This is a genomic window from Actinoplanes sp. NPDC051861 (assembly GCF_040681145.1).
GTDB lineage: Bacteria > Actinomycetota > Actinomycetes > Mycobacteriales > Micromonosporaceae > Actinoplanes.
The window spans coordinates 85,978-110,965 of the sequence record NZ_JBFAYE010000028.1; the positions used below are offsets into that span (position 1 = coordinate 85,978).

At 68.0% G+C, this 24,988-nt stretch carries 27 protein-coding genes and 1 tRNA gene; 9 read left to right on the forward strand and 19 right to left on the reverse strand.

Annotation, left to right across the window (positions count from 1 at the left end; translation table 11 throughout):
- Nucleotides 1-14 precede the first annotated feature (14 nt).
- Both AB0M02_RS42135 and AB0M02_RS42140 read right to left on the reverse strand, forming a co-directional pair.
- Nucleotides 15-1,685 carry a DUF885 domain-containing protein gene (locus AB0M02_RS42135; RefSeq protein WP_364238052.1) on the reverse strand — a complete coding sequence of 557 codons (1,671 nt, stop codon included), beginning with the start codon at nt 1,683-1,685 and terminating at the stop codon, nt 15-17.
- A 44-nt stretch (nt 1,686-1,729) separates the two neighbouring features.
- The gene (locus AB0M02_RS42140) at nt 1,730-2,791 is read right to left on the reverse strand and encodes a PHP domain-containing protein (protein ID WP_364238053.1); all 1,062 of its coding nucleotides are present in this window, start codon (nt 2,789-2,791) and stop codon (nt 1,730-1,732) included.
- A 99-nt stretch (nt 2,792-2,890) separates the two neighbouring features.
- On the opposite strand from AB0M02_RS42140, the gene AB0M02_RS42145 reads away from it, so the two are divergent.
- The gene (locus AB0M02_RS42145) at nt 2,891-4,741 is read left to right on the forward strand and encodes a M48 family metallopeptidase (RefSeq protein ID WP_364238054.1); all 1,851 of its coding nucleotides are present in this window, start codon (nt 2,891-2,893) and stop codon (nt 4,739-4,741) included.
- Complete coding sequence (gene mtnA, locus AB0M02_RS42150; protein ID WP_364238055.1) at nt 4,741-5,703, forward strand: S-methyl-5-thioribose-1-phosphate isomerase; 963 nt, start codon at nt 4,741-4,743, stop codon at nt 5,701-5,703. The genes AB0M02_RS42145 and mtnA overlap by 1 nt, the downstream gene beginning before the upstream one ends.
- Here mtnA and AB0M02_RS42155 read toward each other — a convergent pair.
- Genes AB0M02_RS42155 through AB0M02_RS42165 form a run of 3 tightly spaced genes read right to left on the reverse strand, consistent with a single transcriptional unit; the run spans nt 5,700 to nt 8,033 of the window.
- A complete protein-coding gene (locus AB0M02_RS42155) occupies nt 5,700-6,272 on the reverse strand; it encodes a DinB family protein (RefSeq protein WP_364238056.1) in 573 nt (190 codons plus the stop codon). The genes mtnA and AB0M02_RS42155 overlap by 4 nt on opposite strands.
- A 38-nt stretch (nt 6,273-6,310) precedes the next feature.
- Nucleotides 6,311-7,264, reverse strand: a complete 954-nt coding sequence (locus AB0M02_RS42160) for a prephenate dehydrogenase/arogenate dehydrogenase family protein (protein ID WP_364238058.1) — start codon at nt 7,262-7,264, stop codon at nt 6,311-6,313.
- Nucleotides 7,265-7,274: 10 nt separating this feature from the next.
- The gene (locus tag AB0M02_RS42165; RefSeq protein WP_364238059.1) at nt 7,275-8,033 is read right to left on the reverse strand and encodes a peptidoglycan DD-metalloendopeptidase family protein; all 759 of its coding nucleotides are present in this window, start codon (nt 8,031-8,033) and stop codon (nt 7,275-7,277) included.
- A 116-nt stretch (nt 8,034-8,149) separates the two neighbouring features.
- Between AB0M02_RS42165 and AB0M02_RS42170 the strand changes: the two genes are divergently transcribed.
- The 4 genes from AB0M02_RS42170 to AB0M02_RS42185 all read left to right on the forward strand — a co-directional run bounded on the left by AB0M02_RS42170 (nt 8,150) and on the right by AB0M02_RS42185 (nt 9,902).
- Complete coding sequence (locus AB0M02_RS42170) at nt 8,150-8,536, forward strand: hypothetical protein (RefSeq protein WP_364238061.1); 387 nt, start codon at nt 8,150-8,152, stop codon at nt 8,534-8,536.
- 88 nt (nt 8,537-8,624) lie between these two features.
- On the forward strand, nt 8,625-8,828 hold the full coding sequence (locus AB0M02_RS42175) for a hypothetical protein (protein WP_364238063.1): 204 nt from the start codon (nt 8,625-8,627) through the stop codon (nt 8,826-8,828).
- A gap of 124 nt (nt 8,829-8,952) precedes the next feature.
- A complete protein-coding gene (locus AB0M02_RS42180; protein WP_364238065.1) occupies nt 8,953-9,459 on the forward strand; it encodes a tRNA adenosine deaminase-associated protein in 507 nt (168 codons plus the stop codon).
- A complete protein-coding gene (locus AB0M02_RS42185; RefSeq protein ID WP_364238066.1) occupies nt 9,456-9,902 on the forward strand; it encodes a nucleoside deaminase in 447 nt (148 codons plus the stop codon). The genes AB0M02_RS42180 and AB0M02_RS42185 overlap by 4 nt, the downstream gene beginning before the upstream one ends.
- 234 nt (nt 9,903-10,136) lie before the next feature.
- Here the strand turns inward: AB0M02_RS42185 and deoD are convergent, their stop codons facing one another.
- Nucleotides 10,137-10,844 carry a purine-nucleoside phosphorylase gene (gene deoD / locus AB0M02_RS42190; RefSeq protein ID WP_364238068.1) on the reverse strand — a complete coding sequence of 236 codons (708 nt, stop codon included), beginning with the start codon at nt 10,842-10,844 and terminating at the stop codon, nt 10,137-10,139.
- A 115-nt stretch (nt 10,845-10,959) separates the two neighbouring features.
- Between deoD and AB0M02_RS42195 the strand changes: the two genes are divergently transcribed.
- A tRNA-Ser gene (locus AB0M02_RS42195) sits at nt 10,960-11,049 on the forward strand.
- Nucleotides 11,050-11,755: 706 nt separating this feature from the next.
- Here the strand turns inward: AB0M02_RS42195 and AB0M02_RS42200 are convergent.
- The 10 genes from AB0M02_RS42200 to AB0M02_RS42245 form a co-directional block, all read right to left on the reverse strand.
- Nucleotides 11,756-13,009, reverse strand: a complete 1,254-nt coding sequence (locus AB0M02_RS42200) for a site-specific integrase (RefSeq protein WP_364238070.1) — start codon at nt 13,007-13,009, stop codon at nt 11,756-11,758.
- A gap of 13 nt (nt 13,010-13,022) precedes the next feature.
- On the reverse strand, nt 13,023-13,235 hold the full coding sequence (locus AB0M02_RS42205) for a helix-turn-helix domain-containing protein (RefSeq protein WP_364238071.1): 213 nt from the start codon (nt 13,233-13,235) through the stop codon (nt 13,023-13,025).
- A gap of 326 nt (nt 13,236-13,561) precedes the next feature.
- Nucleotides 13,562-14,785 carry a DUF3631 domain-containing protein gene (locus AB0M02_RS42210; RefSeq protein ID WP_364238073.1) on the reverse strand — a complete coding sequence of 408 codons (1,224 nt, stop codon included), beginning with the start codon at nt 14,783-14,785 and terminating at the stop codon, nt 13,562-13,564.
- Nucleotides 14,782-15,039 (reverse strand): hypothetical protein, encoded by a 258-nt coding sequence (locus AB0M02_RS42215; protein ID WP_364238074.1) that lies wholly within the window; start codon nt 15,037-15,039, stop codon nt 14,782-14,784. The genes AB0M02_RS42210 and AB0M02_RS42215 overlap by 4 nt, the downstream gene beginning before the upstream one ends.
- The gene (locus AB0M02_RS42220; protein WP_364238099.1) at nt 15,036-15,920 is read right to left on the reverse strand and encodes a bifunctional DNA primase/polymerase; all 885 of its coding nucleotides are present in this window, start codon (nt 15,918-15,920) and stop codon (nt 15,036-15,038) included. The genes AB0M02_RS42215 and AB0M02_RS42220 overlap by 4 nt, the downstream gene beginning before the upstream one ends.
- 170 nt (nt 15,921-16,090) lie before the next feature.
- Nucleotides 16,091-16,366, reverse strand: coding sequence for a hypothetical protein (locus AB0M02_RS42225; RefSeq protein WP_364238075.1), 276 nt, complete (start codon nt 16,364-16,366; stop codon nt 16,091-16,093).
- A gap of 22 nt (nt 16,367-16,388) precedes the next feature.
- Nucleotides 16,389-16,673: a hypothetical protein gene (locus tag AB0M02_RS42230; RefSeq protein ID WP_364238077.1), complete on the reverse strand. Its 285-nt coding sequence runs from the start codon at nt 16,671-16,673 to the stop codon at nt 16,389-16,391.
- Nucleotides 16,674-16,810: 137 nt separating this feature from the next.
- Nucleotides 16,811-18,976: a cell division protein FtsK gene (locus AB0M02_RS42235; RefSeq protein ID WP_364238078.1), complete on the reverse strand. Its 2,166-nt coding sequence runs from the start codon at nt 18,974-18,976 to the stop codon at nt 16,811-16,813.
- A 489-nt stretch (nt 18,977-19,465) separates the two neighbouring features.
- Complete coding sequence (locus AB0M02_RS42240) at nt 19,466-20,260, reverse strand: ABC transporter permease (protein ID WP_364238080.1); 795 nt, start codon at nt 20,258-20,260, stop codon at nt 19,466-19,468.
- 33 nt (nt 20,261-20,293) lie between these two features.
- On the reverse strand, nt 20,294-20,545 hold the full coding sequence (locus AB0M02_RS42245; RefSeq protein ID WP_364238082.1) for a DUF6284 family protein: 252 nt from the start codon (nt 20,543-20,545) through the stop codon (nt 20,294-20,296).
- Between the two features lie 365 nt (nt 20,546-20,910).
- Here AB0M02_RS42245 and AB0M02_RS42250 point away from each other — a divergent pair, with 365 nt between their 5' ends.
- Nucleotides 20,911-21,714 (forward strand): GntR family transcriptional regulator, encoded by an 804-nt coding sequence (locus tag AB0M02_RS42250; protein ID WP_364238083.1) that lies wholly within the window; start codon nt 20,911-20,913, stop codon nt 21,712-21,714.
- Nucleotides 21,715-21,747: 33 nt separating this feature from the next.
- Complete coding sequence (locus AB0M02_RS42255) at nt 21,748-22,566, forward strand: glycosyltransferase (protein WP_364238085.1); 819 nt, start codon at nt 21,748-21,750, stop codon at nt 22,564-22,566.
- 39 nt (nt 22,567-22,605) lie between these two features.
- On the opposite strand, the gene AB0M02_RS42260 is transcribed toward AB0M02_RS42255, so the two are convergent.
- The 3 genes from AB0M02_RS42260 to AB0M02_RS42270 are packed head-to-tail and all read right to left on the reverse strand — an operon-like array spanning nt 22,606 to nt 24,310.
- Nucleotides 22,606-23,445: a helix-turn-helix transcriptional regulator gene (locus AB0M02_RS42260; protein WP_364238087.1), complete on the reverse strand. Its 840-nt coding sequence runs from the start codon at nt 23,443-23,445 to the stop codon at nt 22,606-22,608.
- A gap of 10 nt (nt 23,446-23,455) precedes the next feature.
- The gene (locus AB0M02_RS42265) at nt 23,456-23,971 is read right to left on the reverse strand and encodes a DUF6879 family protein (RefSeq protein ID WP_364238088.1); all 516 of its coding nucleotides are present in this window, start codon (nt 23,969-23,971) and stop codon (nt 23,456-23,458) included.
- A gap of 3 nt (nt 23,972-23,974) precedes the next feature.
- Complete coding sequence (locus tag AB0M02_RS42270) at nt 23,975-24,310, reverse strand: hypothetical protein (RefSeq protein ID WP_364238089.1); 336 nt, start codon at nt 24,308-24,310, stop codon at nt 23,975-23,977.
- Nucleotides 24,311-24,988: the final 678 nt, after the last annotated feature.

The window sequence follows — 24,988 nt, forward strand, 5'->3', positions numbered from 1 at the left end:
AGAGGCCGAATGACTCAAATCCTGGTTAGTGCTTTCCGAAGCGGATCAAGGCCCAAGGAGCCGAGATCGAGAGCCGCTCGGTGGAAGCTTTTGAGGTCGAAATCACTACCTTTTCGGATCTTTGCCTCGTCCCGCGCCCGCATCCAGATGCGCTCGCCGACCTTGTACGAGGGCGCCTGCCCCGGCCACCCCAGGTACCGCTTCCATTCGAAGCGGAGCACCTCCTCCGGCTGCCGGGTGTGCGCCCGCAGGAACTCCCAGCCCAGCTCCGGTGTCCACCGCTCGCCGGGGTGGAAGCCGAACGGGTTGTCCCGGGGGATTTCCAGCTCGAGGTGCATGCCGATGTCGACGATCACCCGGACCGCGCGGAGCGCCTGCGCGTCCAGCATGCCGAGCCGGTCACCCGGATCGGTCAGGTAGCCGAGCTCGTCCATCAGGCGCTCGGCGTACAGGGCCCAGCCCTCGCCGTGCCCGGAGCACCAGCAGAGCAGCCGCTGCCACCGGTTGAGGGTGTCCGCGCGCAGCAGGGTCTGGCTGACCTGCAGGTGATGGCCCGGCACGCCCTCGTGATAGACGGTGGTCACCTCGCGCCAGGTGGAGAAGACGTCCTGTCCCTCCGGCACCGCCCACCACATCCGCCCCGGGCGGGAGAAGTCCTCGCTCGGCCCGGTGTAGTAGATGCTGCCGTCGCTGGTCGGGGTGAGGCAGCACTCCAGCTTCTGGGCCGGCGGCTCGATGTCGAAGTGGGTGCCGTTCAGCTCGCTGATCGCCCGGTCGGAGAGCGCCTGCATCCAGTCCCGGAACGCCTCCTTGCTGCCGATGTTGCGAGCCGGATCCGCGTCGAGCGTCGCGACCGCCTCGTCGACCGTCGCGCCCGATCCGGCGATGACCGCCGAGACGGCGCGCATCTCCCGCTCCAGGCGGTCGAGCTCGTCGAACCCCCAGTGGTACGTCTCCAACTGGTCGATCTTGGCGCCGAGGAAGTACTGAGAGGCGAGTGCGTACCGCTCCAGCCCGGCGGCCTCCTTCTCCCGGCCGAGCGGTGCCAGCTCGTCGCGCAGGAAGACACCGAACGCGGCCGTGGCGGCGGTCGCCGCGTCGGCGCCGCGCCGCAGCTCGGTGGCGAGCGCCCCGGAGGCCTGCAACCGGCCGACCAGGCCGCCGAAGAAGTCGTCCCGTGCCGGGTCGGTCCAGGCGTCGCACTGCTCGGCGACCGCGAGCAGCTGCGCCCGCGCGCTGACCTGCCCGTCGCGGGCACCCTCCAGCAGCGTCCGCCTGTACTGATCGAGGGCGGTGGGCATCGCGTTGAGGCGGGCGGCGATGTTGGCCACCGCCTCCTCGCCCTCGGAGGGCATGACGTCGAAGACCATCCGCAGGCCATGCAGGCCGCTGGAGATCACGTTCACCTCGGTGGCCGTGTAGCCCGCGTCCAGCCGGGCCAGCTCCAGGCCGAGCCGCTCCAGCATCGCCTCCTTGGCGACGTGTCCGGACTCGTGCTCCGGCTCGATCACGTCGAGGTCGTTGATGGTGCGGCGGAGCAACTCGGCCTGCGCGGCGAAGCCGTCCGGCGAGAGGTCGTCCGTCTTGTCGTCATGGCCGGCTATACCGACGGCGGTCGCGCCGGTCGGGTTGAGCTCGGCCCACTCATCGACGTATCGGTTGGCGAGTTCGTCAATTCGTCCCACCTCGCCGACACTACGGGACGGAACGGGCAACGAGCTGCCTGATTTCAGCCGTGCGAGCCGGTCCATTCGAGCAGCCGGTCGGCGGTCCAGGTGTTGACCACACGGTCCGCCGGGACGCCGCACAGCGCCGCCCGTCCACAGCCGAAGTCGAGCCAGTCCAGCTGGCCGGGTGCGTGCGCGTCGGTGTCGATGCTGAACCGGCAGCCGGCCTCGACCGCGACGGTGAGCATCCGCTTCGGCGGGTCCAGCCGGTCCGGCCGTGAGTTGATCTCGATGGCCTTGTCGTGCTCCAGGCAGGCGGCGATCACTCGGTCCAGGTCGAACGTGCTCGGCGGACGGGTGCGCACACGGGAGTGCGCGGCGTCGCCGGCCCCGGCCGCGGCCACCTTGCGGCCGGTCATGTGCCCCAGGATGTCGAGGTGCGGGTTGGCGATCGCGGTGACCATCCGCCGGGTCATCCGCGGCGACTCGTCGCGCAGTTTGCTGTGCACCGAGCCGACCACCACGTCGAGCCGGGCCAGCAGCTCGTCCTCCTGGTCCAGTGAGCCGTCCTCCAGGATGTCGACCTCGATGCCGGTGAGGATCCGGAAGCCCTCCGGCAACGCCTCGTTCAGCCGGGCCACGTGGTCGAGCTGGCGGCGCAGCCGGGAGGCGGTGAGGCCGCGGGCCACGGTGAGCCGGGGCGAGTGGTCGGTGAGCACGAAGTACTCGTGGCCGAGGTCGGCGGCAGCCAGCGCCATCTCCTCGATCGGCGACCCGCCGTCGGACCAGTCGGAGTGGACGTGGCAGTCACCGCGCAGCGCGGCGCGCAGGTCGGCCGCCGCCGACGGCAGGTCTGTGCCCTCGGTGCTGGTCAACCGCCGCAGGTAGACCGGTTCCTCACCGGCGAGCGACTCGGTGACGCAGCGCGCGGTCACCTCGCCCACGCCGGAGAGTTTCGCCAGGGTGCCGGCCTCGGCGCGGGAGACGAGTTCCTCGTGCGGTGTCTGGGACACGGCCGTCGCCGCCGACCGGAACGCCTTCACCCGATAGGTCGCCTCGTTCGCCCGTTCCAGCAGAAAGGCGATACGCCGCAGATCGGCGACCGGGTCACGACTCGAAGCCATGTGATCAGCCTAGGTGCCTTCTTGCCGGGCCGATATCGAAGTCGGTATCTTCCGACGGCCGCCCGGCCGGGCGGGGAGGAACGGGGAGGGAAAACGGCCATGTCAACTGCCCTGCGGGCGGCCGTCTCGGTCGCCATGCTGGTCGGGTTCTACGTGCTCGGCCTGGTGCAACTGGCGGTCGTCGGGTTCCTGCTCTACGAGATCTGGACGCACCTGAACGGCGCCGGCGCGGCGAAGCTGAGCTGGGTGCTGCTGGTCGCGGTCGGCGCGGTGGTGGCCGGTCTCTGGCGCGCCATCCGGGCCAAGCCGGGTGAGCCGGAGGGCCTGCGGCTCACCCCGCAGCAGGCGCCCGAACTGTGGCGGACGGTCGGCGAGATGGCGGTGGCGGCCGGCACCCGGGCGCCCGACGAGATCCGGCTCGTCCCCGAGGTCAACGCTGCGGTCAGCGAGGACACCCAGCTGCTCGGCCTGGTGAGCGGCCGCCGTCGGCTCTACCTCGGCATGCCGCTGCTGCAGACGTTCACCGTCGACCAGATGCGCTCGGTGATCGCTCACGAGCTGGGTCACTACTCCGGCTCGCACACCCGGCTCTCCGCGGTGGCGTACCGGGGGCGGGTGGCCATGCACGAGACGCTCAGCCGGGTCGGCAAGTGGAACGTCTTCGGCTGGGTCTTCAAGGGGTACGGCCGGCTGTACCTGCTGGTCAGCAACGCCGTCACGCGGCGACAGGAGTTCGAGGCCGACCAGGTCTCGGTCCGCGTGGCCGGTGTCGAGGCGGCGGTCAGCGCGATGCGTGAGATCCCGGTCGTCGACACCGCCTGGAACTTCTACTTCGGACGCTACGTCGCGTACGGCTGGGAGATCGGGTACGCGCCGGACGACATCTTCGGCGGCTTCCGCGAGCTGTACACCGCTCGCACCGCCGAGCTGGCCGAGCTGCGCGAGCAGGAGCCGGACGAGGAGACCTCGCGCTGGGACACCCACCCGGCGACCGGCGACCGGATCGCCGCGATGCGCGCGCTTCCGCCGGTGTCGCACCCGCTGGACCAGCGGCCGGCCTCGGTCCTGCTGCCGCGGCTGGACGGCGCCGGCCTCGAACTGCAGGCCGCGGTGGTCAACTTCGGGTCCCGGACCGTGCTGCCCTGGGCGGACTTCACCGCCGCGTCGCTGATCGCGGTGCAGCAGCGCCGCGCCGACCGGGTGTTCCGCTCGGTGGCCCGGCTGCTCGGGGTCGGCGAGGCCGGTCTCGCCGAGGTGTTCCAGCTGGTCGCCGCGGGACGGCTGGCCGAGCTGGCCGGCGAGTTCTACCCGGACCGCAGCCGGTACGAGGCGCCCCTGGCCTTCGCCGACCCGATGGACGACCTGATCACGCTGGCCGCCGTACGATCCGGCGCCGTCACCTGGCGGCACTCCTGGTCCGAGCCGGCGAAGCTGATCGGCCGCCACGGCGACACGGTCGACTTCACCGAGATCGCGAAGCTGGCCGTGGCGCCGGAGACGCTGGACCGGGCCCGCGAACAGCTCTCCCTGCTCGGCGTCCAGGTGGAGGCGGCCCGGGTGATCGAGACCAGGGCCGGCGCGCAGGGCTCGGACGTGATCGGTGCGCTCGCCAACGTGAAGGTCGACGACCAGGAGAGCGACGTCATCCTGCTCGACCGCGGCCTGGTCTTCGTGCCCGCGCCGAAGGACACCGGCGAGGGTGAGAAGCGGATCGGCCAGCTGCTCGCGGCGAACGACCCGGCTGTGCTGGCGCACCACTACCGGTTCGTGGCGTACGAGGACATGGCGGCTGCGCGGATCCTCAAGGCGGTGCCGATCAACGCCGAGCTGAACCTGCACGACGGGTCCACGGTCACGCTGAAGGAGCGCTGGTCGAGCGACACGATCGGCAAGAGCCGCGACACCCTCGAGTCGATCCTCAAACGGATCAACGAGCGGGCGAATCGCTGATGCGGACGATCGACTGGGTCAACGGGGCCGTCGAGATCATCGATCAGACGGCCCTGCCGGGCGAGCTGCGCGTCCTGCGGCTGCACACGGTGGGCGAGCTGGTCGCGGCGATACAGTCGCTGGCCGTACGCGGCGCCCCCGCACTCGGCGTGGCGGGCGCGTTCGGGGTGGCGCTGGCGGCCCGCGTGCACATCGATGATCCGGCGGCGCTCGATCTCGCCGTACGCAAGATAGAAAGCGCTCGCCCGACGGCGGTGAACCTGGCCCGCGGCGCGCAACGGGCCGCCCACCTGCTGCCGCACGGTCCGGAGGCGGTGCTCACCGAGGCGTTCGCGATCCGCGACGAGGAGATCGTGGCGTCGCAGGCGATGGCCGCTCTCGGCGCCGACCTGGTCGTCGAGCTGTGCGGCGCCCGCCCGCGGCTGCTCACCCACTGCAACACCGGCGGGCTCGCCACGGTGACCATCGGTACGGCCCTGGGCGTGGTCGGCGAACTGCACCGCCGTGACCGGCTGGCCGGCGTGATCGCCAGCGAGACCCGGCCGCTGCTGCAGGGCGCCCGGCTGACCTCCTGGGAGCTGGCCCAGTGGGGGATCGAGCACCGGGTGGCGGTCGACTCGGCCGGCCCGTTCCTGATGGCTCGCGGCGAGGTGGACGCGGTGATCCTCGGTGCCGACCGGATCTGCGCGAACGGCGACGTGATCAACAAGATCGGCACGTACTCGCACGCGCTCGGCGCGCGGCGGGCCGGCATCCCGTTCCTCGTGGTGGCGCCGGAGTCCACGGTCGACCTGGACACCCCGTCGGGCGACCGGGTGGAGATCGAGGACCGCGGGGCGGCCGAGATCACCGCGTACGGCGACGCGGTGAACCCGGCCTTCGACATCACCCCGTTCGACCTGGTCACCGCGATCGTCACGGACCGGCGGGTGATCCGCGTCGACCGCGGCGAGACTCCCTAGACGGCGGGCTTCCAGGCCTGGAGCCACGGCGTGTCCGGCCAGCCCTCCGCGGCGGCCATCAACGGGTACGCCGTGGCGCCGTCCACCGACTCCCGGATGACGTCCGCCTGCCCGGTGTGCCGCGCGGTCTCCTGGATCAGGTGCAGCAGCACCCAGCGCAGCGACCAGAAGTCGTGGTCCTTCGGGTTCCACGGCACCGAGTGGTCGATCGGCACCGGGTGGTCGAGGTTCGCGAGGCCGGTGACCGTCTTCTCGGTCTCCTCGGCGATCCGGTCGTAGCGGGCGAACACGTCGTCGATGCTCTCCCCGTCGGCGAGCCGGAAGTTGTCCTCGTACGCCTGGTAGTCGACCGGCCGCTCCTCACCGCGCACGATCGCCAACCAGCTGTCCTCGGTGGACGCGACGTGTTTGATCACCCCGCCCACGCTCAGCGCGCTGGCGCTCGGTGTGGCACGCAGCTGGTCCGGGGTGAGCCCGTACGCCGTCAGCTTCAGCACGTGACGCATCTGGGCGAGGTAGGCGAGCAGACCCGACTGCTCGTCGGCGATGGGTGCGACCTGGCCGGGCATCCGAACTCCTTCGGTGGGTGTCTTCGTCACCCCTCACGTTAGGAGAGCTTGCGGCCACTTTCTGGCCGCAATGCGACAACTTCGCCGTCGTGCACCGCCGTCACCCATCCGCCGGACCGTCCGAGCTCCAGCAGCGGGTCGACCTCGGCCTTGATCGTCTCCGGCTCGCCGGGGGCCGGCGGCCACGCGCGGCGCAGGTCACCGGCGGCTGCCAGGGGCGGGACGAGCGCCGCGACCGGGTCCGGCGACTCCAGCCGATCCGCGAACTCCTCCAGGTCACCGATCAGGCGGCGGAGCTCCCGGTGTACCGCGCCGGCGTTGCCACCGCACATCGCGGCGGTCAGCTCGGCGCGGGACGCGGCCACGCGGGTGCCGTCCCGGAAGGATCCCGCGGCGAGCGCGGCGGACAGCGGATCTCCCGCCAGCTGTGCGGCGAGGGCGGAGGCGAACAGGTGCGGCACGTGACTGATCCGGGCGACCGCTGTGTCGTGCTCGGCCGAGGTGACCGGGACGACGCGGGCGCCCAGCACGGTGAAGAGCCCGGCCAGCGTGAGCCAGTCGCCCAGGTCGGTCTCGTGCGGCTCCAGGCAGAGGACCCACGCGCAGCCGGCGAAGAGATCCGGATCGGACGCGGCGAACCCCGAGGTCTCCTTGCCCGCCATCGGATGGCCGCCGACGAACCCGCGCACGCCATGCGCGGCGATCAGCTCACGCACCGGGCCTTTGACCGAGGTGACGTCGGTGACCAGGCCGTTTTGTCCGGCAAGGTCGGTGAGGACTTGCGGCAGGACCGGCAAGGGTACGGCCAGAGCCGTCACGTCGGCCCCCTCGACAGCCGCCGAGACGGAATCGGCGACCCGGTGACCGGCCGCACGGGCCAGCTCCCGGGTCGGCGGGTCGGCGTCGAAGCCGACGACGTCGTGTCCCGCTCTTGCGAGAGCCCGCAACAGCGAGCCGCCGATCAGGCCAAGTCCGATAACAGCCGTTCTCACGGGCACGACTCTAGGCCTTGCAGTTGTTCTTGGCCTTCCAGGACTTGACCTCGGAGACCGGGCTCTTCGAACCTCCGGCGCGCCACGACTTCAGGTAGGTCGCGGGCCAGATCACGCCACGCCGCACCTGCCAGTCGCCGGTCTTCGCGCACGGCGGTGAGATGCCGTAGTGCAGGTGGCAGACGTTGTTGGCGTTACCGGTCTTGCCGGTCTTCCCGAGCAGCTGACCGGCCTTGACGCGGACACCGGGCTTGATGCCGGTCTGCACCTTGCTCAGGTGCGACCCGTAGTAGCGCACGCCGTCGTCGCCGAGGATCGATACCGAGAGGCCGCCGTTGAGCGGGCCGTCCGGCCTGCCCTTCACGTACTCGTCCGTGAGGCTCACCTCGAGCACCACACCGGCCGTGGTGGCGACGAAGCGCTGACCGCAGTTCACGAAGATGTCGGTCGCCGGGTATTTCGCGTGCGTGGTGTGCCAGTCGACGTTCGAGGCGTCGACCGGGAAGGCGTACTTCACCGCTTTCGGCACGGTCGACGGCTTGCCCGGCTTCGTCGGCGTGGGCTTGGGCTTGGCGGCCGCCGCTCCGGGGTCCGGCACCGCCTCGGTCGACAGCTCCGGTGCGGCGGTCGTGGCCTCGGACGACGCGGTGGCCCCCGCGGGCTCCACGAACTGCGGGGTGGAGGCTGCCGAGGACCCGCCGGTGTCACCACAGCCGGCCAGGCAGACCGCCGCGATCGTCAGACCCGAGAGGGTACGGAGAAAACGCACCGCGACATCCTGACAGAAGCTCGCGATCGGCGCAGGCCCGCATCGACGGCCGCGCGGGCGGTTACGGTGGCTACGCTGCAAGGGAAGGGGCCGACGGGTTTCGAGGGGGACGCGCGATGGTTGACCGGCAGGGTTCCTGGCCCGCGCCGCCGCCCGGTTACCTTCCGCCCGCTCACCCGCCGGAGCCGTCGTTCGCGGTGCTGCCGTCACGGCCGGTCTACCGCGAGCCGTACCCCGTTGCGTCCCTGCCGGTGCTGAGCGGCCTGTCCGCCACCACCCTCTGGTTCATTCTGTTCGGCAGCCTCGGCCGCGACCTCGCGTCGTACGCGTGGTGGACGATCCTGGCCGCGGTCAGCGCCTGGCTCGTCGCCGGCGTCCTCACGCTCCTCGGCGACCGCGGGGTGGCCGTCGGCGTCGCCGTCGCGAGCGGTCTCGGCCTCTCCGTCGCGCTCGGCTTCACAGCGCTCCGCTGGATCGAGACCTACGACTTCCCGCTGTGGTGATTGTCCGACTTTGACCAGCTCTTACGGACACCTGGCGTACCGCTTCGGTAGCCGTCGGGAGTGGCTCTGCCGAAGTGTCCATCGACCCTTGACGAACGTCGTACGGCTCGGCACGCTCGGCATCATGGCCCCCTCGCCGCAACGGCTCGACCCCGATCGCTGCCGTCGCCGTCTGGAGTTGCTGGCGGCTCTCGCCCATGCGAAATCCGCACGCGAGACCGACCCGTCGCAGCGCCTGCGCGGCATACGGCTGCGTGAGCTGATCGCCACCCGGCGCCGTCCGGGTAACTGAGCAGGCTCACGCCGATCGCCTGCTCGCGCGGCGGAATACCCGTTGTTCAGGCGTGGCGCGATGCACCCGCCGTACTACCCGCTACCGTCAGGCGCTGAGAGATAAAAGTCGCGTTGGGGGAATCGTGTCGATTTTCGCTGCCGCCGTCGCCCGGGCCAAATCCGGATGGACGGCGACGGAGCTGGACCTTTCGGGCCTAGCCGACATCGACGAGGTGGTGGACGCGCTCCGCGATGCCGAGCCGGACTCCGACCTCGCGCTGCTGTTCGTCGAGAGCGACGACGAGTACCTTGCGATCCTGCGGCTCGACGAGGGCGAGGATCTGCGGGTCTTCGGTTCGGACTCGGGGTTCGCCGACGAGTCCCGGATCGGATCGGTGCTGCTCGGCGAGGTGGAGGCACCGGCGCTCGGGCTCGACGACCTGGCCGCCCAGGACGACGAGGAGGGCACCGCCGCCGAGCCGGACGCCGATCCGGTCGGTGACGCCGAGCTGCTCGGTGACCTGGGTGTGCCCTCACAGCGGCTGCTCGCCCTCTGCGGGATGGAGGGCATGCTGCCGTCCGACGTCACGGCCGAGATCTGCCAGCGGATCGGCTGCGGCGACGAGATGGAGGAGCTGCGCGAGGCGTGAACCGTCGCGCACGGCACGAGGAGTGGATGCGGCGGGCTCTCGCCGTCGCATCCGCCTCGCCCGACGACGTCCCGGTGGGCGCGGTCCTGCTCGGGCCGGACGGCACCGAACTGGCGGCGGCCGGCAACGAGCGGGAACTCTCCGGCGACCCCACCGGGCACGCCGAGATCCTGGCGCTGCGCCGGGCCGCGGCCGAGCTCGGCACCTGGCGGCTGGACGGGTGCACGCTGGTGGTCACCCTGGAGCCGTGCACGATGTGCGCCGGCGCGATCGTGCTGGCCCGGGTGGCAACCGTGGTCTTCGGAGCCTGGGAGCCCAAGACCGGCGCGGTCGGCTCACTCTGGGACGTGGTACGCGACCGCCGCCTCAACCACCGCCCCGAGGTCTACTCCGGCGTCCTCGAGACCGAGTGCGCCCAACTCCTCCGCACCTTCTTCCGCTAACCCCCTTCCGTGTGGAGTACGGCCCCCCTCCGCACCCCAACTCCACACGCAATGTCCGTGCCCGCCCCAACCCGGCGTGTGGAGTACGGCCCCGCTCCGCACCCCAACTCCACACGCAATGTCCGTGCCCGCCCCAACCCGGCGTGTGGAGTTCGGCCCCGCTCCGCACCCCAACTCCACACGCAATGTTGCGGGGTGGGGGCGCGTGAAGTGGGCTGATGCCGATGCGCTCAGCTAGGCGATCGCCGTGTCCAGGCCGATGCGCGCCATGTTGCTGAAGCCCCGCTCGCGCTGCGCCGAGTCCATGGCCTCGCCGCGCTTGATGTGATCGCTGACCGTGAGGATCGTCAGGGCCTTGGCGCCGTAGCGGGCGGCGATCGTGTAGATGGCGGCCGACTCCATCTCGACCGCGAGTACGCCGTAGTCGGCCAGCGAGTCGTAGAGGTCGGGCCGGTCGGTGTAGAAGGCGTCGGCGGCCAGGATCGGGCCGACCCGGATCGGTACGCCATGGGCCTCGGCCACGTCGACCGCGGTGCGCAGCAGGCCGAAGTCGGCGACCGGCGCGTAGTCGATCAGGCCGTCGAAGCGGGCGCGGTTCATGTTGGAGTCGGTGGCGGAACCGATCGCGGCCACCACGTCGCCCAGGTTCAGGTCCATGGCCAGGGCGCCGCAGGAGCCGATCCGGATCACGGACTTGACGTTGTACTCGTTGATCAGCTCGTGGGTGTAGATCGAGGCCGACGGCATGCCCATGCCGGAGCCCTGCACCGAGACCCGCTCGCCCTTCCAGGTGCCGGTGAAGCCCAGCATCCCGCGGACCTCGGTGTAACAGACCGCGTCCTCCAGGAACGTCTCGGCGATCCACTTCGCCCGCATCGGGTCGCCGGGCAGCAGCACCCGCTCGGCGATGTCGCCCGGCTTGCCACCGATGTGCACGCTCATGCCAGCTCTCCGTCTCGCTTGTCCATGCCGCCGATCTTGCCAGTTCAGGACGGTGGTGCCGGGTTATGGGTAACCCGGTGGTAGGCGTCCTCGCGCGTCCGGTAACGTACTTCCCGGTGGTGTGTCCGAGTGGCCTAAGGAGCACGCCTCGAAAGCGTGTGAGGGTTTACGCCCTCCGCGGGTTCAAATCCCGCCGCCACCGCCATCTAGCAGGGTAAACGCCCGGCGACTCCGAGTGAGTCACCGGGCGTTTTCTCGTGTGGTCTCATTTCTGGTCTCAGTAGGTCCCCGAACCGGCGGAAGCGCGTCGATTTGCTCCGACTCGGACTGTAAACAAACTTGCCGTTGGCGCTGGTCACAGCCGTAGCCCCGGTGTCGGGTGACGCTAGACACACGTACGAAGTGGAGGGTCGCTGAACATCGTTTGACCCTTGCGGTGCTGCTAAAGTGCCTTCCAGTCCCGCGGGCGTGTGTTGCGCTTCCGGGGGGCGGGACAAGTGAATAGGAGGTACCGGACGTGATCCGGTACGAAGTTCGTAGGGGTACTAGTCCCTACCAGCCGTACTACTGCCGTGCCGTCTCTGTCGGTAACAACGCGGTCTTGATGACCAGCGAGACCTACCAGGCGAAGGCGGACGCCCTCTACGTGGCGAACCTCATGAGGGGTGGCAGTGCCGGGGCGACGGTCGTCGACCTGACGTAGTACGGCGAACGAACAGGCCCGCGGGTTCCGAGATGTTGGCATCAGCTCGGACCTCGCGGGCTCTGTCGTTAAACGACGCGAACCCGCCCAGCGTCACGGAAAACCGTACGCGCGTTCGGGTAAGTCGTCTTTCCTACACTAGGGGTGCCCGTACCTTGCCATCAAGGCATTCCCGTCAAGAGATGTGTGAACAACTTCGCTCTATGCCTCAATCGGGTTGCTCTGATCGGGTGTGCCAGAGTAGGCCGCCGACCCGCACCGCCACGTCGCGCCGCACCTGCTCGGTGATGTGTTGGTAGCGCTTCGCCATGGCGGAGTTGGACCATCCCATGATGCCCATCACGGCGCGTTCAGCAACCTCCAAGATCAGCAGCACGGTTGCGGCGGTGTGCCGCGCGTCGTGCAGCCGCCCATCACGCAACCCGGCGCACTTCAACAGCCGCTTCCACTCGTCGTAGTCCGTGCGAGGGTTGAGCGGTCCACCGGTCGGAGTGGAGAAAACCCAATTGCCTTCATTCCACAACTGCGCGGCCTTCTCACGTTCAGCTTTCTGATCCTCCCGATGCTGCTTCAGCAGCGAAACGAGTTGGTCGGGAAGGCCAATGCGACGACGACCCGCGCGCGATTTCGTCTCGGCTGCTTCAACCCGAATCGGTTGCCGTTCCGGGCAATAGCCACCGAATTTCCGGCCGCATGGTTCCTTGCATCCGTGTCGCCAGCGCGGCCGGAGTCGAGAACGCCGAACGAACAACGTTCCCTCGGTAAGGTCCACATCGGCCCATTTCAGGCCGAGTGCTTCTCCCTGACGTAGGCCGAGTGCGAGCGCGAGTGCCCACCGGACACCGTTGCGCGGCAACTCGGCCGCCGCCATCAGCAGCCGTTGTGCTTCCTGAACCGAATACGGTTCTACTTCCTCGTCATCGAGTCGCGGAGCTTTGGCGAGGCTCGCAGGGTTACGGCCGAGATGCCCCCGCCGCGTTGCCTCGTTGAGGGCCGTCCGCAGCGTGCGGAACGCCTGGTGTGCGGTCGCGGGCTTGCTGCCGTTCGCCTGCATCTTGCGGGTCAACTTCTCGATGTGCTCGGGTGTGAGCTTCTCCAGCCGGTGAGCGCCGATGCCGGGAATCAGGTGCACGTTCACCGCGACGCGGTAGCCAGCCGCCGTGTTGTCGCGGACGTTCGGCGGGGTGGCGATGTTCTCAAGCCAATGCGTGAGCCACTTCGCCACCGTCCAACTTTCGCCGGCCTTCCGGAGGGTGCCGTTGTCGCGCTCCTTCTCCAGGCGCTTGACCTTCGCCTTGACTATGGCTTCGGTCTTCCCGGTGACGTGCCGTCGGTCTGGCGTGCCGTCGTCCTTGGTGCCCACCGTGACGCGACCGTGCCATCGGCCGTCGGCCCCTTTATAGATCGAGGATTCGCCGTTCGCTCGGCGCTTCGCCTCTCCGTCGGATTCGTGTTTCACCATTCTCTGGTCCCTTTCAGGCGGCGGTCGGTAGTTGGGTGTTCTGTTTGCGAAGACGGCTGACGTATTCGGTGAGACATTCGGCGGGAATTCGGCGGAGTCGGCCGATCGTGACAGATTCAATTTCTCCGCTGGAAACGAGTGCGTACATGAGCGTTCGGCCGATTCCGAGTCGCCGGGCGGCCTGTTCGATGGTCAAAACAAAAGGCGTGGCGTCCATGTGCTGCAAGACGTCTCCCCGTGAGTTGTGCTGAGGGGTGCGTGCGGGTAGCCGACGGCGTCGTGACGAGCCGATCGGAGGCGATGTGCCATCTGCCGTGGGTTCCCGATGGGTCGGCGCTGAAGGCCGTACGGCGGCCCGCTGAGAGCGCCGTAGAGGCACGATCTATGGCGTCCGAGGGTTAACCCATGGGAACGCGTTTCTGTGGGCTCTCAGCGGGCCGGGTTGAACGATGATCGCTTGGCTGTCCGAGTGGCCCGGCGGGTAAGCCGTCCCAGCCGTCCCGGCCGTCCCCTTGCAGGTCAGGGCTGGGACGGCTTGCGTGGCGGGACGGCTCAAGCCGTCCCGGAAGCGTCGGCCGGCGGCGGGGGCATCTCGTCATCAAGGGTGGGTTGGGACGGCTTGAGCCGTACCACCTTGGCGAGCCGTCCCGCGTCTGAGCTGGGCGGGGACGACCGGGACGGCTGGGACGGATCACCCGCCGTCGGATCGGGGCAGTAGCGCTGCCACGCGTCGATGAAATCGGCGCGCTGGTAGCCCTTGGCCTGCCCCGTGCTGAAGCGAATGTTGCCTGACGTGATGTCGTACTCGCGGAGCAAAGCGCCCAGCTTCATCGCCGTCAATCCGGTGCCGCCGTAGTCGATCCAGGGTGCTTCGGGATCGGCTTTGAGCCGGTCGAGCAGGACGGCGGTCGGAATCGCGTCGTGCTGGCCGAACGCGGTGCGGCAGTCGGCCAGGAGCCGGATGCGGTCGGAGGTGACGGTGTGTCCGTCGCGTTCGGCGGTCAGTGTCTCGGCGGCGCGTCGGCCACGGTCAGGCCAGTCACCTCCGGCCAGGTCGGCGACGGCGATCAACGGTTCCCAGGTGTCGGCGGCGCGGTCTTCAAGCGGCATGGTCGGCTCGGCACGTTCCAGGGTGGCGAGGTGACCGCGTATCCACTGATTGAGATCATTGGCGATTTGCCGCAGACCTGGCCCGTCGCGCCGCTGGCGGTAGGGCGCGACCTTCTCGCCTTGCGCTCGGCGACGCATCCGGATCACTACGGCCCGGTCCTCGATGGTGTCGGGCATCTGGCCGATTCCGGCGAGCGCGGCCATGGCGAACGTGGCGATTTTCTCGATCCGTTTGGTGTTGCTGTCGTAGCGGATCGTGGGCCGATTGCGCTGGTGACCGGCGTTGAGCAACCCGCGTAGGTCCTCGTTGGCTTCGGCCTGTTTGCCGCCGAAGATCGTGTCGGCTTCGTCGAGCAGGATGGTCGGCGGGTTGTCGGTGCCGATCGACCGGTAGACGGCGGCCGGGGAGGCGTTGACGGTGATCAGCGGGTCATGACAGGTGCCTTCCACGATGTCGAGCAACCGTGACTTGCCGCATCGCTTCTCTGGCGCGCGGATCACCAGCCGGGGCGCGTATGCCCATGCGGGAACGGCGTGACTGGCAGCGATCCACAACACCACTGCGTCGATCGCTTCCGGCGACGGGAGCACGACGTACTTGGTCAGTGCGGCGTGAAGCCGGTTGAGGATCGCGGTTCCTTCGATGATCCGATGCGGCATGGTCATGCCTGCTCCCATCCGGCGCACTTCCGGCCAATGGTGATCCGCTCCGGGTAGCCGAAGATCTCGATCTCGTCGTCCAGGTCCATCCGGTCAAGAAGGGCGCGGAACCCGTCCGGGTGGAAGGTCTCCCCTCGGAAGTCGGCGACGGCGGCGATCGTCTCGGCGAGTTTGCTGCGGGTGATCGAACTGCGACCGCAGGCGGTGAGGGCATGTACCAGGGCAAGCACCATGTCGGCGGTTTTGTTGCGGTCGGTCATGCGGCAATCCCTTCCGTGGGGATGGCTTCGGCACGGAAGCCGCCGTCGATGGCGGCGCGGGTGTCACGGTCGGTCTGTCCAGCTGCTCGACCGGCTTGGTAGAGCGCGGTGTGAGCGTCGGCCGGGGTGATGGCTCCGGCGGCAACCATGCGTGCCACTCCTCGTGCAGCGCCGTACAGGGTGTTGCGGCGGCGGCCTTCCGGAGCGCTGGTGACGGCGGCCAGGTGCGCGGCGAGCAGCGCGGCCGGTGATGAGATGCCCCCTCCCCGGTCGAGCGGGATGGCGGTGGTGTTGGGGCTCGCGGCCGTGGGTGCCTCGGTTGGCCGGCACGCGCTGACCAGCGGCGGGGGCATCTCAATGACGGCCCGGTCGCTGAGCCAGCGGTACGGGCGGCGGGTGCCGGGGTGGATCGACGGGGGCGCGACGACGTAGCCGCCATCGGCCTTGATGTCGACGCCGGGGCAACCGCGGAGCTTGGCACCCAGGGTGCCGCCGGGATGGCGGTAGTACAGGTGCCAGCCGTCCGAGCCGGTGCGGACCGCGCGGGTCGGCGGCATCAGGTCGCGGTCGATGTCGCCGCCGTTGCGCGGGTCGATGTCGATGACGGCCAGGTTGCACACGCGGCCGGTGCGGATGGCGAGGAGTCCGCCCGGAACGGCTGTGTGCATGGCGGTGATCCGTTGCGGGTCGCGGGTCGCGGCGTAGAAGCCGTGGCAGGTCAGGTGGTCGCAGGTTTCCGGATCGTGGTGCGGGTCGAGTTCGGCTTTCGGGCATTGCGGGCAGTTGGCGACCGGCCGCTTAGACCGGCCGAGCAGGAACACGGGGTAGCCGTCGGCGGCCAGCGCGAGCGCGGCGGTCAGCGTCGGGGCAGGGTCGGGCATGGTCGGCTCCCGGAGATTCGAGACGGACGGTGCTTCGGGCGCGCCCAGCAGCGCGGCCGGGGTGTGTGTGGGACAGCGGGGTCCGGGCAGGTGGGGGCGTACCTGGTCGGTGGCGAGGCAGTAGCGGCGCTCGCCACCGATCCAGTGCCCGCACGCGGCGGGCCGGTTCATCAGGCCGCGTGCTTGACGGTCGGTCGTGCCGTGGCCATTCGGCGGGCCGTCGCGTGGAGGGCGGCGCGGGTGGCGGGGTCGAGCAGCATCCGGTCAGTGATGTCGGGGCCGTGTGTGATGACTCGGCGGCGGCGAGCCTCTAGCAGTTCGGGTAGGTCGGGGTGACTGATCTGGCGTCGGCCGCCGGGCAGCCGGACAACGGTGAGCCCGGCGGCGCGGGCGGCGGCGTCGTGCGGGGCGTGGATGCGGTCGGTGATGCGGTCGAGCAGCCTCACGGTTCGGTCCTTCCCGGCGCGGTCAGTGGTCGGCTTTGGAGTGGATCTCGCGGAGTGCGTTGATCACGCGACGGCCGATGCGCAGTCGTCGGCCGTCGCCGCCGCAGCGGCGGCACAGGCCGAACGCGCGGCCGAACGGTGAGCGGCGCTTGCCCGAGCCGTGGCACTTGCGGCACGCGCCGAACGGCCAGAGCCAGCAGCCGAGCGCGTAACCGAGCGTGACCAGCAGGAGGGTGATGAAAAGCAGTCCGATCAGGACGGCGTAGGCGCCGTTATCGGAGGTAGCGGTAGCGGTGATGAAGGGCATGAAAGTGCCTCCAGGGCGGTTTTCGCTGGGGGGAGGGGTGCCGCCGCTACCCGCTACCGGCCGGTGTATGTGCTGACCAGGCCGGTAGCGGGTAGGGGTAGCGGTTGCGCTACCGGTAGCGGAAGATCCGCTACCGCTCAGGCGCTCTTGCGGCGGCCGATCGCGGTGTCGATGTCGGCCACTCGGCAGCCACGGTTGACGACCCCTTTGACCTTGACGCTCACGCTCGGTACATGCTCGCGGAGCAGTGCAGAGACAGCGTCGGCGGTCGCGTCGGCGTAGTGCTCGGGCAGCCTGTCGGCGAGCCGCTCGGCGATCACAGCCCAGTGCAGGCCGTTCTCACCGGGCAGGAACACCGACCGGACATCGGCGAGGCTGTCCCGCAGTTCGCGGGCGACCTTCTCCCCGGCGGCGTCGCCGGTGAGCGTTCCGGCCGCCTCACGGTGCTTGCGGGCGGCGGTGAGGATCCGTTCGGCGTCCTCGTGATCGGCGAGGTAGGTCCGCACGGTGGCGGTGTCGTCGCTGTGGCCGTAGAGGATGCCGACACCCCGGTAGTTGCTGCCGTTGGGCAGCGCGGACGCGTCGAATCCTTCGGTGTAGGCGTCGCCGCCGAGTACCGCCTCGCTGACGATCCGGTTACCGCAGCGCAGCGCGAACCGCACGCCGTGGTTGTCGCGGTAGCGGTTGAACAACCGGCCGACGTCCCCGGCACCGACGCCGGACGGCTTCTGCGACGACGACAGGATGATCACCCCGGCGGACGGGCCAACGGCCATGATGAACGACAACAGCCCGGCGATCTCTTTGTTGATGTCCTGATCGTCGGTCTCGAAGTAGGTTTGGAACTCCTCCATGACCAGCACCCACACCCGCAGCAGCGGGTACTTGCGGGACAGTTCGCGGGTCAGCTTGCCCTCGGGGCATTCCGATGTGGGCAGTGAGGCGAGGAAGTCGTTGACGTCCTCGATGTGCTTCTTGACCTCACGCAGCATCTCCAGCAGGTGCTCGATCGGGTCGTTGTCGCGGCTGTTCGGGACCACACCGCAGACGAACCGGTGCGCGATGAGCCGGAACTTGTCCCAGTCCGCCGACATCTTCCCGTCGGCCAGCAACAGCACCGTGTACGGGTCGAGCGCGGCGTACAAGGCCAGCAGCCGGGTGGCGAACGTCTTGCCCTTACGCGGCTGAGCGCCGACCAGCACGCTGATCCACATCATCAGCAGCCCGACGTTGCGGTCCCGTTCATCCTTGCCGAACGGGGCAGGCTGCCAGATGTCGCGGGGCTTGCAGTCGAGCAGCGGGGTCCGCCCGGCCGGGATGGCGAGCGGGTCGCGGTCGGCGACGAACAGCACGTGCCGCCGGTGCGAACTCGGATCGCGGGTGATGTAGACCTGATTGATCGACACGTCCAGCCCGGACGCGATCGCGCCCTTGGCCTTGACCACGTCGTCGAAGGTCTTGCCGTATGGCAGATCGATGGTGACCTGAGAGCCGGTGTTGGCGGCATCGCGGGCCATGGTCGACCCGAACGCGATCTGCTGGCGCGGCTTGTCAGGGTGTCCGAGCCCGGCGGCGTAGTAGGCCCGGAGGATGATGTCCGGGTCGATCCGGCGGAATCGGCCGGCCACCGTGGCCGGGGTGATGATCGGCCGGTCCTCGGGGCGGCCGACGTGGGCGAGGAACGCCACCAGTCCGGCGCCGACCAGCAGTAGTGCCCAGGTCGGTGCGGTCGCGTAGAGGACCGGGCCGCCGATCACGGCGGTGAGCAGTCCGGCGAGCAGCACGATGCCGCGCCACAAGCGGGTGGCCTTGACCTCACGGTGCAGCTTGAGCCACATCGCCGGGTCGTTGCCGTCGGCGGCGGCCTGGCGCAGCCCGTACTGCTCCGTCACCCACCACCACTTGATCTGGCGGCCGAGCAGCCGGAACAGGCCGACTATCGACCAGAACGACGCGAGCAGCGCATACCAGGGTGAGCGCAACGCGTGGAAGCCGATCCGGTACGCGGCGAGCGCGGCGGCCTGCTTCGCGCTGTGCTTGATGTTGGGCCAGGTGTTCCAGCCGACCGGCACGATCGGTATCCGGCTGCCGGACCCTGCCGGGGGCGGGTCCACCAGCGCACCGCCGGGGCTCGGCTCGTCATCGAGAGTTACCGCATAGTGGGTGTCACCCGATACCGCCGCGGACTTGCGCGCACGGGCTGAGTCCAGGTCCATCACGTCGGCGTCGGGCCGGTCCGCCAGGTCGTGCTCGGCGGCGGTCCAGTCGAATCCGTCAGCGTTGGGTGTCGGGTTGTCGGTCACTGACGGTCCCCCTTGAGGCCGAAGGTGAAGCCAGCAGCAGCCGCGAGGCCGACAGCGGGCAGGGTGCGCCCCGGACCGGGATCCACGAGCGCGGCGAACAGGTTGAGGGCTGCGGCCGACGAAAGGCCGATGCGATGCAGCGTCAGGAACGGTCCTCCACTCCGGAGGTCGAACCTGGGTCTGCGAGGTAGGTGACCTCGGCTAATGCATTGATCGTCTTTTTTTCTCATGGCAGTCACCGGCCCCGGCGGTGCTGGGGACGGAGCGGGTCGCAGCCGTGCGGACACCGCGCGGGGGCGGTGGTCTTCGCGCCGGTCGGGAACTTCGCGGAGTGGCCGCACGCCGAGAAGGTGATCTCGACGTTGGCTTGAGGCGGTGAGGTCTTGCGGGCGGCCATACTGGACTTCTCCTCTGAGGTTCTTGCAGCGGATGGGGAGACCGGCGGCACGGCACGTGCTTGCAGGCTGTGGGCCGTGCCGCCGGGCGGAGTCAGTGCGAGCGGTGCATCAGGTGCGCGAGACCGGCGCCCATGCCGAGCACGGCGACCGGGATGCAGGAGACGGCGGCGGTGATCGGCCACGGGGCCGAGTCCCACCCGGCGGCGGCCATCAGGTGATAGGCCACCTGGCCGAGCGCGCCGAGCCCCAGTGACGCGAGCGCCGACCACTTGGCGAACTTGAGCGCCGTGCCAGCGACCATGCCGGACAGCCACACGTACAGCGCGTACGCGGCGTAGGTCTCCACGCCGATGGGCAGCGTGATCGCCGTGTTGAGTTGGAACTCGGAGATGCCGGGCAGCAGCGTGACCATGCCGAAGCCGGTCAGCCTGCCCATCTCGACCCAGCCGCCCCAGATCGCGACGAACGCGGGGAGGCACAGGATCAGGACCGGCCAGACGATCGGGCGGCGCCGCTTCGGCGCGGGCTCGACGACCGGGTCGGCCGCCCCCGGCTCGACCGGCTTGGCGGGTCGCAGGGACGGATCGAGCAGCCGGGCCATCTCCTCGTCGATGGCGATGAAGTCGGCCGGATCCGGCGCGGGCTCGATGACCGGCTCGGCTGTCGCGGCCTCGACCGGTTCAGGAGTGGTCGACGCGGGCGCGGCCGGGGTCGGGGCGAGCGCGACGAGGAGCGCGTTTGCCTTGTCCTTGCCGACGTGCAGGGTCTTCATGAGCTTGTTGCGGCTCGGCGTCTCGCCAAGCTGCTCGGCCAGTTCCCTAGCGTGCGGGATCAGTTCATCGACCGTTCGCGGGTAGGCGCTGCGGGTCGCGGTCGCGGTAGTCAATGGCTTGTCCTCTCAGAGCAGGTAGCGGGGCGATCAGGCCGCGCGACGCGGACTGGGGGAGCGGGTCAGCCGAGCGACGTGGGCGAACGTCTCTCGGATCACCGCCTGCTCGGCACGGCGCAGACGCCGCACGTCCAACTCGCTCGCCCTGCCGCGCTCGATCGCGTTCATCAGAGCGATCTCGGCCTCCAACCACGCCAATTCGGCGTCGATCAGGGGCTCTTCGGCCTCGATCGCCGCCAGGTCGGCAGCGGTCGGCTCGATGTCGAAGTCGTAAGAACTCATGGAGGATTCCTCCGGAAGAAGAGTCGGCGCGGCAGCACAAAGAGACGTCAATGCCGCGCCGACCAGCGGATTCGGAGAGCAACCGAGCGCCACCCTTTCCCGACGCTCGCTCTCCTCCAGGGGGTCACGGCGGGGCGTCTACTGAGGCAGGCCTCGGTTCTATGCAGTTCTCAGAGAACAGCTCACGGCCGGCCTTCCTGTGGACACAGGCGAACCCAACCCGAGTAGCTCGGTACTTCGGTACCGAAGTCCCGAAGTGGTGCCAGACTATGGGTATAAGTGGCCGGAGCGCAAGCACTTCGGTACCGAAGTACCAAAGATGCTGGTAACCTGCGGGTATGACTGCCGATCGGACTCTCGGAACCGTGGCGATCCATGACCAGATCGCCGATGACCTACGGGCGCGGATCGATTCCGGCGAGTACCCGGCCGGAGCTTCGTTGCCGTCCGTCCGCGAGCTTCAGGCTCAGTGGAAGTGCTCTGACGGGCCAGTGAGGGACGCTCTTGCGATCCTTCGAGGTGAGGGGCGCATCACTGTCAGTCGGGGCGCTCCGGCGCGGGTCAGGATCCCTCCCGAGCGAAAAGACCTGCTCATCTCGATCACTCCGGAGTCGGCGCAGACCCAGAAGGATCTAGCGCTCCGCTCCGAAGCGGAGCGTGCCGAGACCGGGGCCGTGGAACTTTCCCTGGGGATGCCGATCGATCAGACGTCGTTCACGGCCGAATACTTCCGAGTGCCGGCCGACGACGACCTAGCCCGGACGTTCGGGATCGAACCGCGAACCGAGCTGCTCCGGCGCATCTACCGAACGGTTGAGAAGCAAACGGGGCGGCTCATTCTCTCCAGCGTGTCTTACATCCCGGTGTCACTCATCGAGAGCAACGAGGCGCTTCTAGACGCCGCGAACGAACCATGGCCGGGCGGTCACTGGCACCAGCTCTACACCGTCGGAATCGAGATCGACCGACTAGAGAACTCGATCGTCGCGATGCAGCCGACGACACGCCAACGCCAGGATTGGGGCATGGATCAGGGCGTTCCCCTCCTGTGCCTCCGCAGCCTCTCGATCGACATCAGCGGCCGGGTGGTCGAGGTTGCCGACTCCACCTACCCAGGGGATCGGACCGCCATCCGCTATACCCACCAACTCACCCGATGGACGGCCTAACAGCCTTCACTTCCGACCCAGAAAGGCCATGCCGTGCCTACGGTAACGATCATTACAGCGGCGTACGCGCCGAGCGCTGCGTATCTCGCGGAAACCATTGCCAGCGTCCAGGCGCAGGAACTTCCGGAAGGATGGGTGCTGGAATGGATCGTCCAGGAGGACGGCAAGGATCCCTCGCTCAGCCATCACTTTGCCGACGTCTCATGTGCCCGCTATGAGGCGAACGGCGTCCAGCTCGGGATCGCGGCTACGCGCAACCTCGGTCTAGCGCGCGCAACCGGTGACCTCGTCCAGGTCCTGGACTCCGACGACGTCCTCTTGCCGGGGGCACTGCTGGCACTGATTCCACCGTTCCAGGAGCAAGAGATCCACTGGGCCGTTGGTCAAGCCGATGACCTCATGCCAGACGGAAACCGTGTCGAGTGGGAATCCGCGCTGCCATACGGGATCGTCCCGGCCGGGTCGGTCAACCGGTGGGCCGAGAGCCACGGGGGTAACTGGCCGATCCACTGTGCCGGTCTCATGCTGCGTGCGGTCGCTCTCCGCGCTATCGGCGGATGGGTGGGTCTGCCTGGTGACGAAGACATCGCCATGTTTGCGGCGCTGTCCGAGATTACCGAGGGGTACAACGTCGAGGGCGTCACCTGGCTTTACCGCCAGCACCCGAACCAGATCACACGCTCGGCGGCAACTCGCCACCTTAGCGAGAACTGTCGACGACTTGCCCTTCAGCGAGTCAAGGCCGTTAAAGCCGCGGGATTGCAGTTCCAAAGCAAAAAGCAATTCGACCTAAATCACGACCTGCACAACGTCGATGTCGGACCGGCCGCCAAGGAACCCAAAGAATTCTGATCTGTATCAAGTAAGGCCCTCCCGTGCGACAGGAGGGCCTTATGCTTGCAAGCGGCGGAGTTCGTCCAGGATGAGGCCGCGCGCCTTATCGCCGTATGCGGCTTGTCCAGCGAGGGCGCTAAAGGCGCGCGCATACAGTGCGATCTCACGCGGTTGCGTTATCGTAAGTTCGGCGGAGACAGCCTCTACATGGACCAGGCGATCGTCAAACATGATGAACTGATTCGATGGCACAACGTACGGTGCCGAATCGGGGATTATTCCTAACCGCACTCGTCCCATAGACATGACTGACATGAGCCGATCAAGTTGACCCGCCATCACATCGATGTTCCCGACGGCCGTCCTCAGTGCCTGCTGGGCAATGACGAAGTGAAAGCTGTGTCCCCGGCGGTAAAGCACTTGTTGGCGTTCCATCCGGGCAGAAACACCCGCGTCCACGTCGTTCGGCACCTCATAGAATTCGGTGACCCGTCGCAGGACCGCAGCGGCGTATTCGGCGGTATGCAGAAGACCAGGAACGAGGACAGGCTCAAACCAGCGCATAAATTGCGTATCGGCTTCAAGAGTTTGCGATTTCTCCTGCCGAGCGCGCGTTCCGGTACGCAGCCGTCGGCGCCACTCGACATATGAGGACTCGATGTCTCGCGCAACAACGACCAAGTCTTCACATTGCTCAGGAACACCGCACGCAAGACACCAAGCCCGAATGTCACTCTCCGACGGTGCTTGCTTTCCATACTCGATTTTCGAGACCTTCGAGTTGTCCCAACCGGCAAGTGCGGCGAGGCCCCTGCCGGTCAGGCCGGCGTCTCGCCGAAGGTCACGGAGGCGCACGCCAAGGGCCTCGCGCGCCTGATGGATAGTGCTTGTCGCCAAGGAACACCACTTAGCTCGTGTAATCGGCGTGCGGGATGGCGAGTTTCCATAGCGCATCGCGGACCTGAACGCATCTGTTCACGATTTTGCGGTCCACGGTTTCAACACCTCCGGACCAGGTCCCGTCAGGAGTGAATACGGTGAACACCACGCGCTCATCGTCGATCAGCCAGAAATCATCAGCGGTTACATCAATACCATTTAGGAGACGACGGGGAAGCCAGCGGATATCCTCTCCTGCTTCGATATTGAGCGGCGCTACCGTCAGACCCCATCGGGTGTAGTCAACATGCGGCGTCGAGACAATGCGCACACGATCAATTCGTTTTCCGGCACCCGTAACGTCTCGAACCAGATCAAGCCACGGTTTATGCCACTCGAAATCGTCAGGCTCTCCGCTGAGAAACTTGCGGAACGGCTCTGACTCGTCCGGGGTGTTGTACGAATCCTCGACCTCAAGATGGAAAGCGGAATGATTGAGCAAACGGAAGATGTCGAAAAAGGCTTCACCCTGTAGCAATCGCACCTTTTACCCGTCCTTCCATCGCCGCCGAACCTCGATGCAAGCCTCGTGACTCGGAACGGTTAGTTGTGCGAGCACACCATCATCCAAGCCTTCACCGGTGACCGTGAACGTATCGCATTCGCCACTGTCGCCATTCCAGCGCCGTCCGGTCCGGCTCAGCGTTACGTCGAGAGCCACGTTCGACGGCAGATGCTGCAACAGAGACTCCGGGATCTCCACCGTGGTCAACGGCTGTCCCGCCACTCTCCACCCCTGAACCACGAACGATCCACGATCCGTCGCGTACAACGTCGGCGACCCGCCGCCCTGTGTCTCCTTGCCCAGGAACGTTAGCTGCATCTCCGATCCCTCCGATCGAAAGTTGCTTGGTTTTGCTCGACTTCTGCGATCGTTCGCGTCTGTTGTTGGGCCTGTCAAGCCTTTGAGTGACAAGCAAACTTGAGCAAACTCGTTGATCTGGCGCAGGGCGGCTTCATAACTTCATGAGCAACTGGGTTGCCTGAGCGACGGGGAACGGTGTTGGGCATACATCGCCCGATCACCGGCATGGACCCTCTCGCGATCAGGGGTGACCGTTCGGAGGTCATCGGTGAGTCACAGAAGAAGGAGAGTCCTGCGGGTCGTCCCGACCCGCCGATGCGTGTGCGGTTTGGTGATGCCGTGCCCCGATGCCGGACAGCCATTCGGGGTCGAGGTCCAGCCGGAATCGCGCGGACCGTTGAGAGCGCGCCTCAACCATCGCTTGCTACTGGGCAGCACTCGGCCTGTTCCTGCCGATCATCAACCGAGGCGGACAGCATGAGACTTCGCGAGTACCCGCCGGGCGCGATCTTCCATACCTCGTCCTGCCCCGAGATCAGCGGTCACTCGGCACCGAGTCTGCCCGTCCTCCAGGCCGTCACCACCAATCCGAGTCACCGCTACTGCCTCTGCACTGGCGGTGGTCCGGATACCGCTCCGTACGTTGTCGTCGAGCGCGTCGACTACGGCCCGCACCTCTACGTGCCGTCGTCCAAC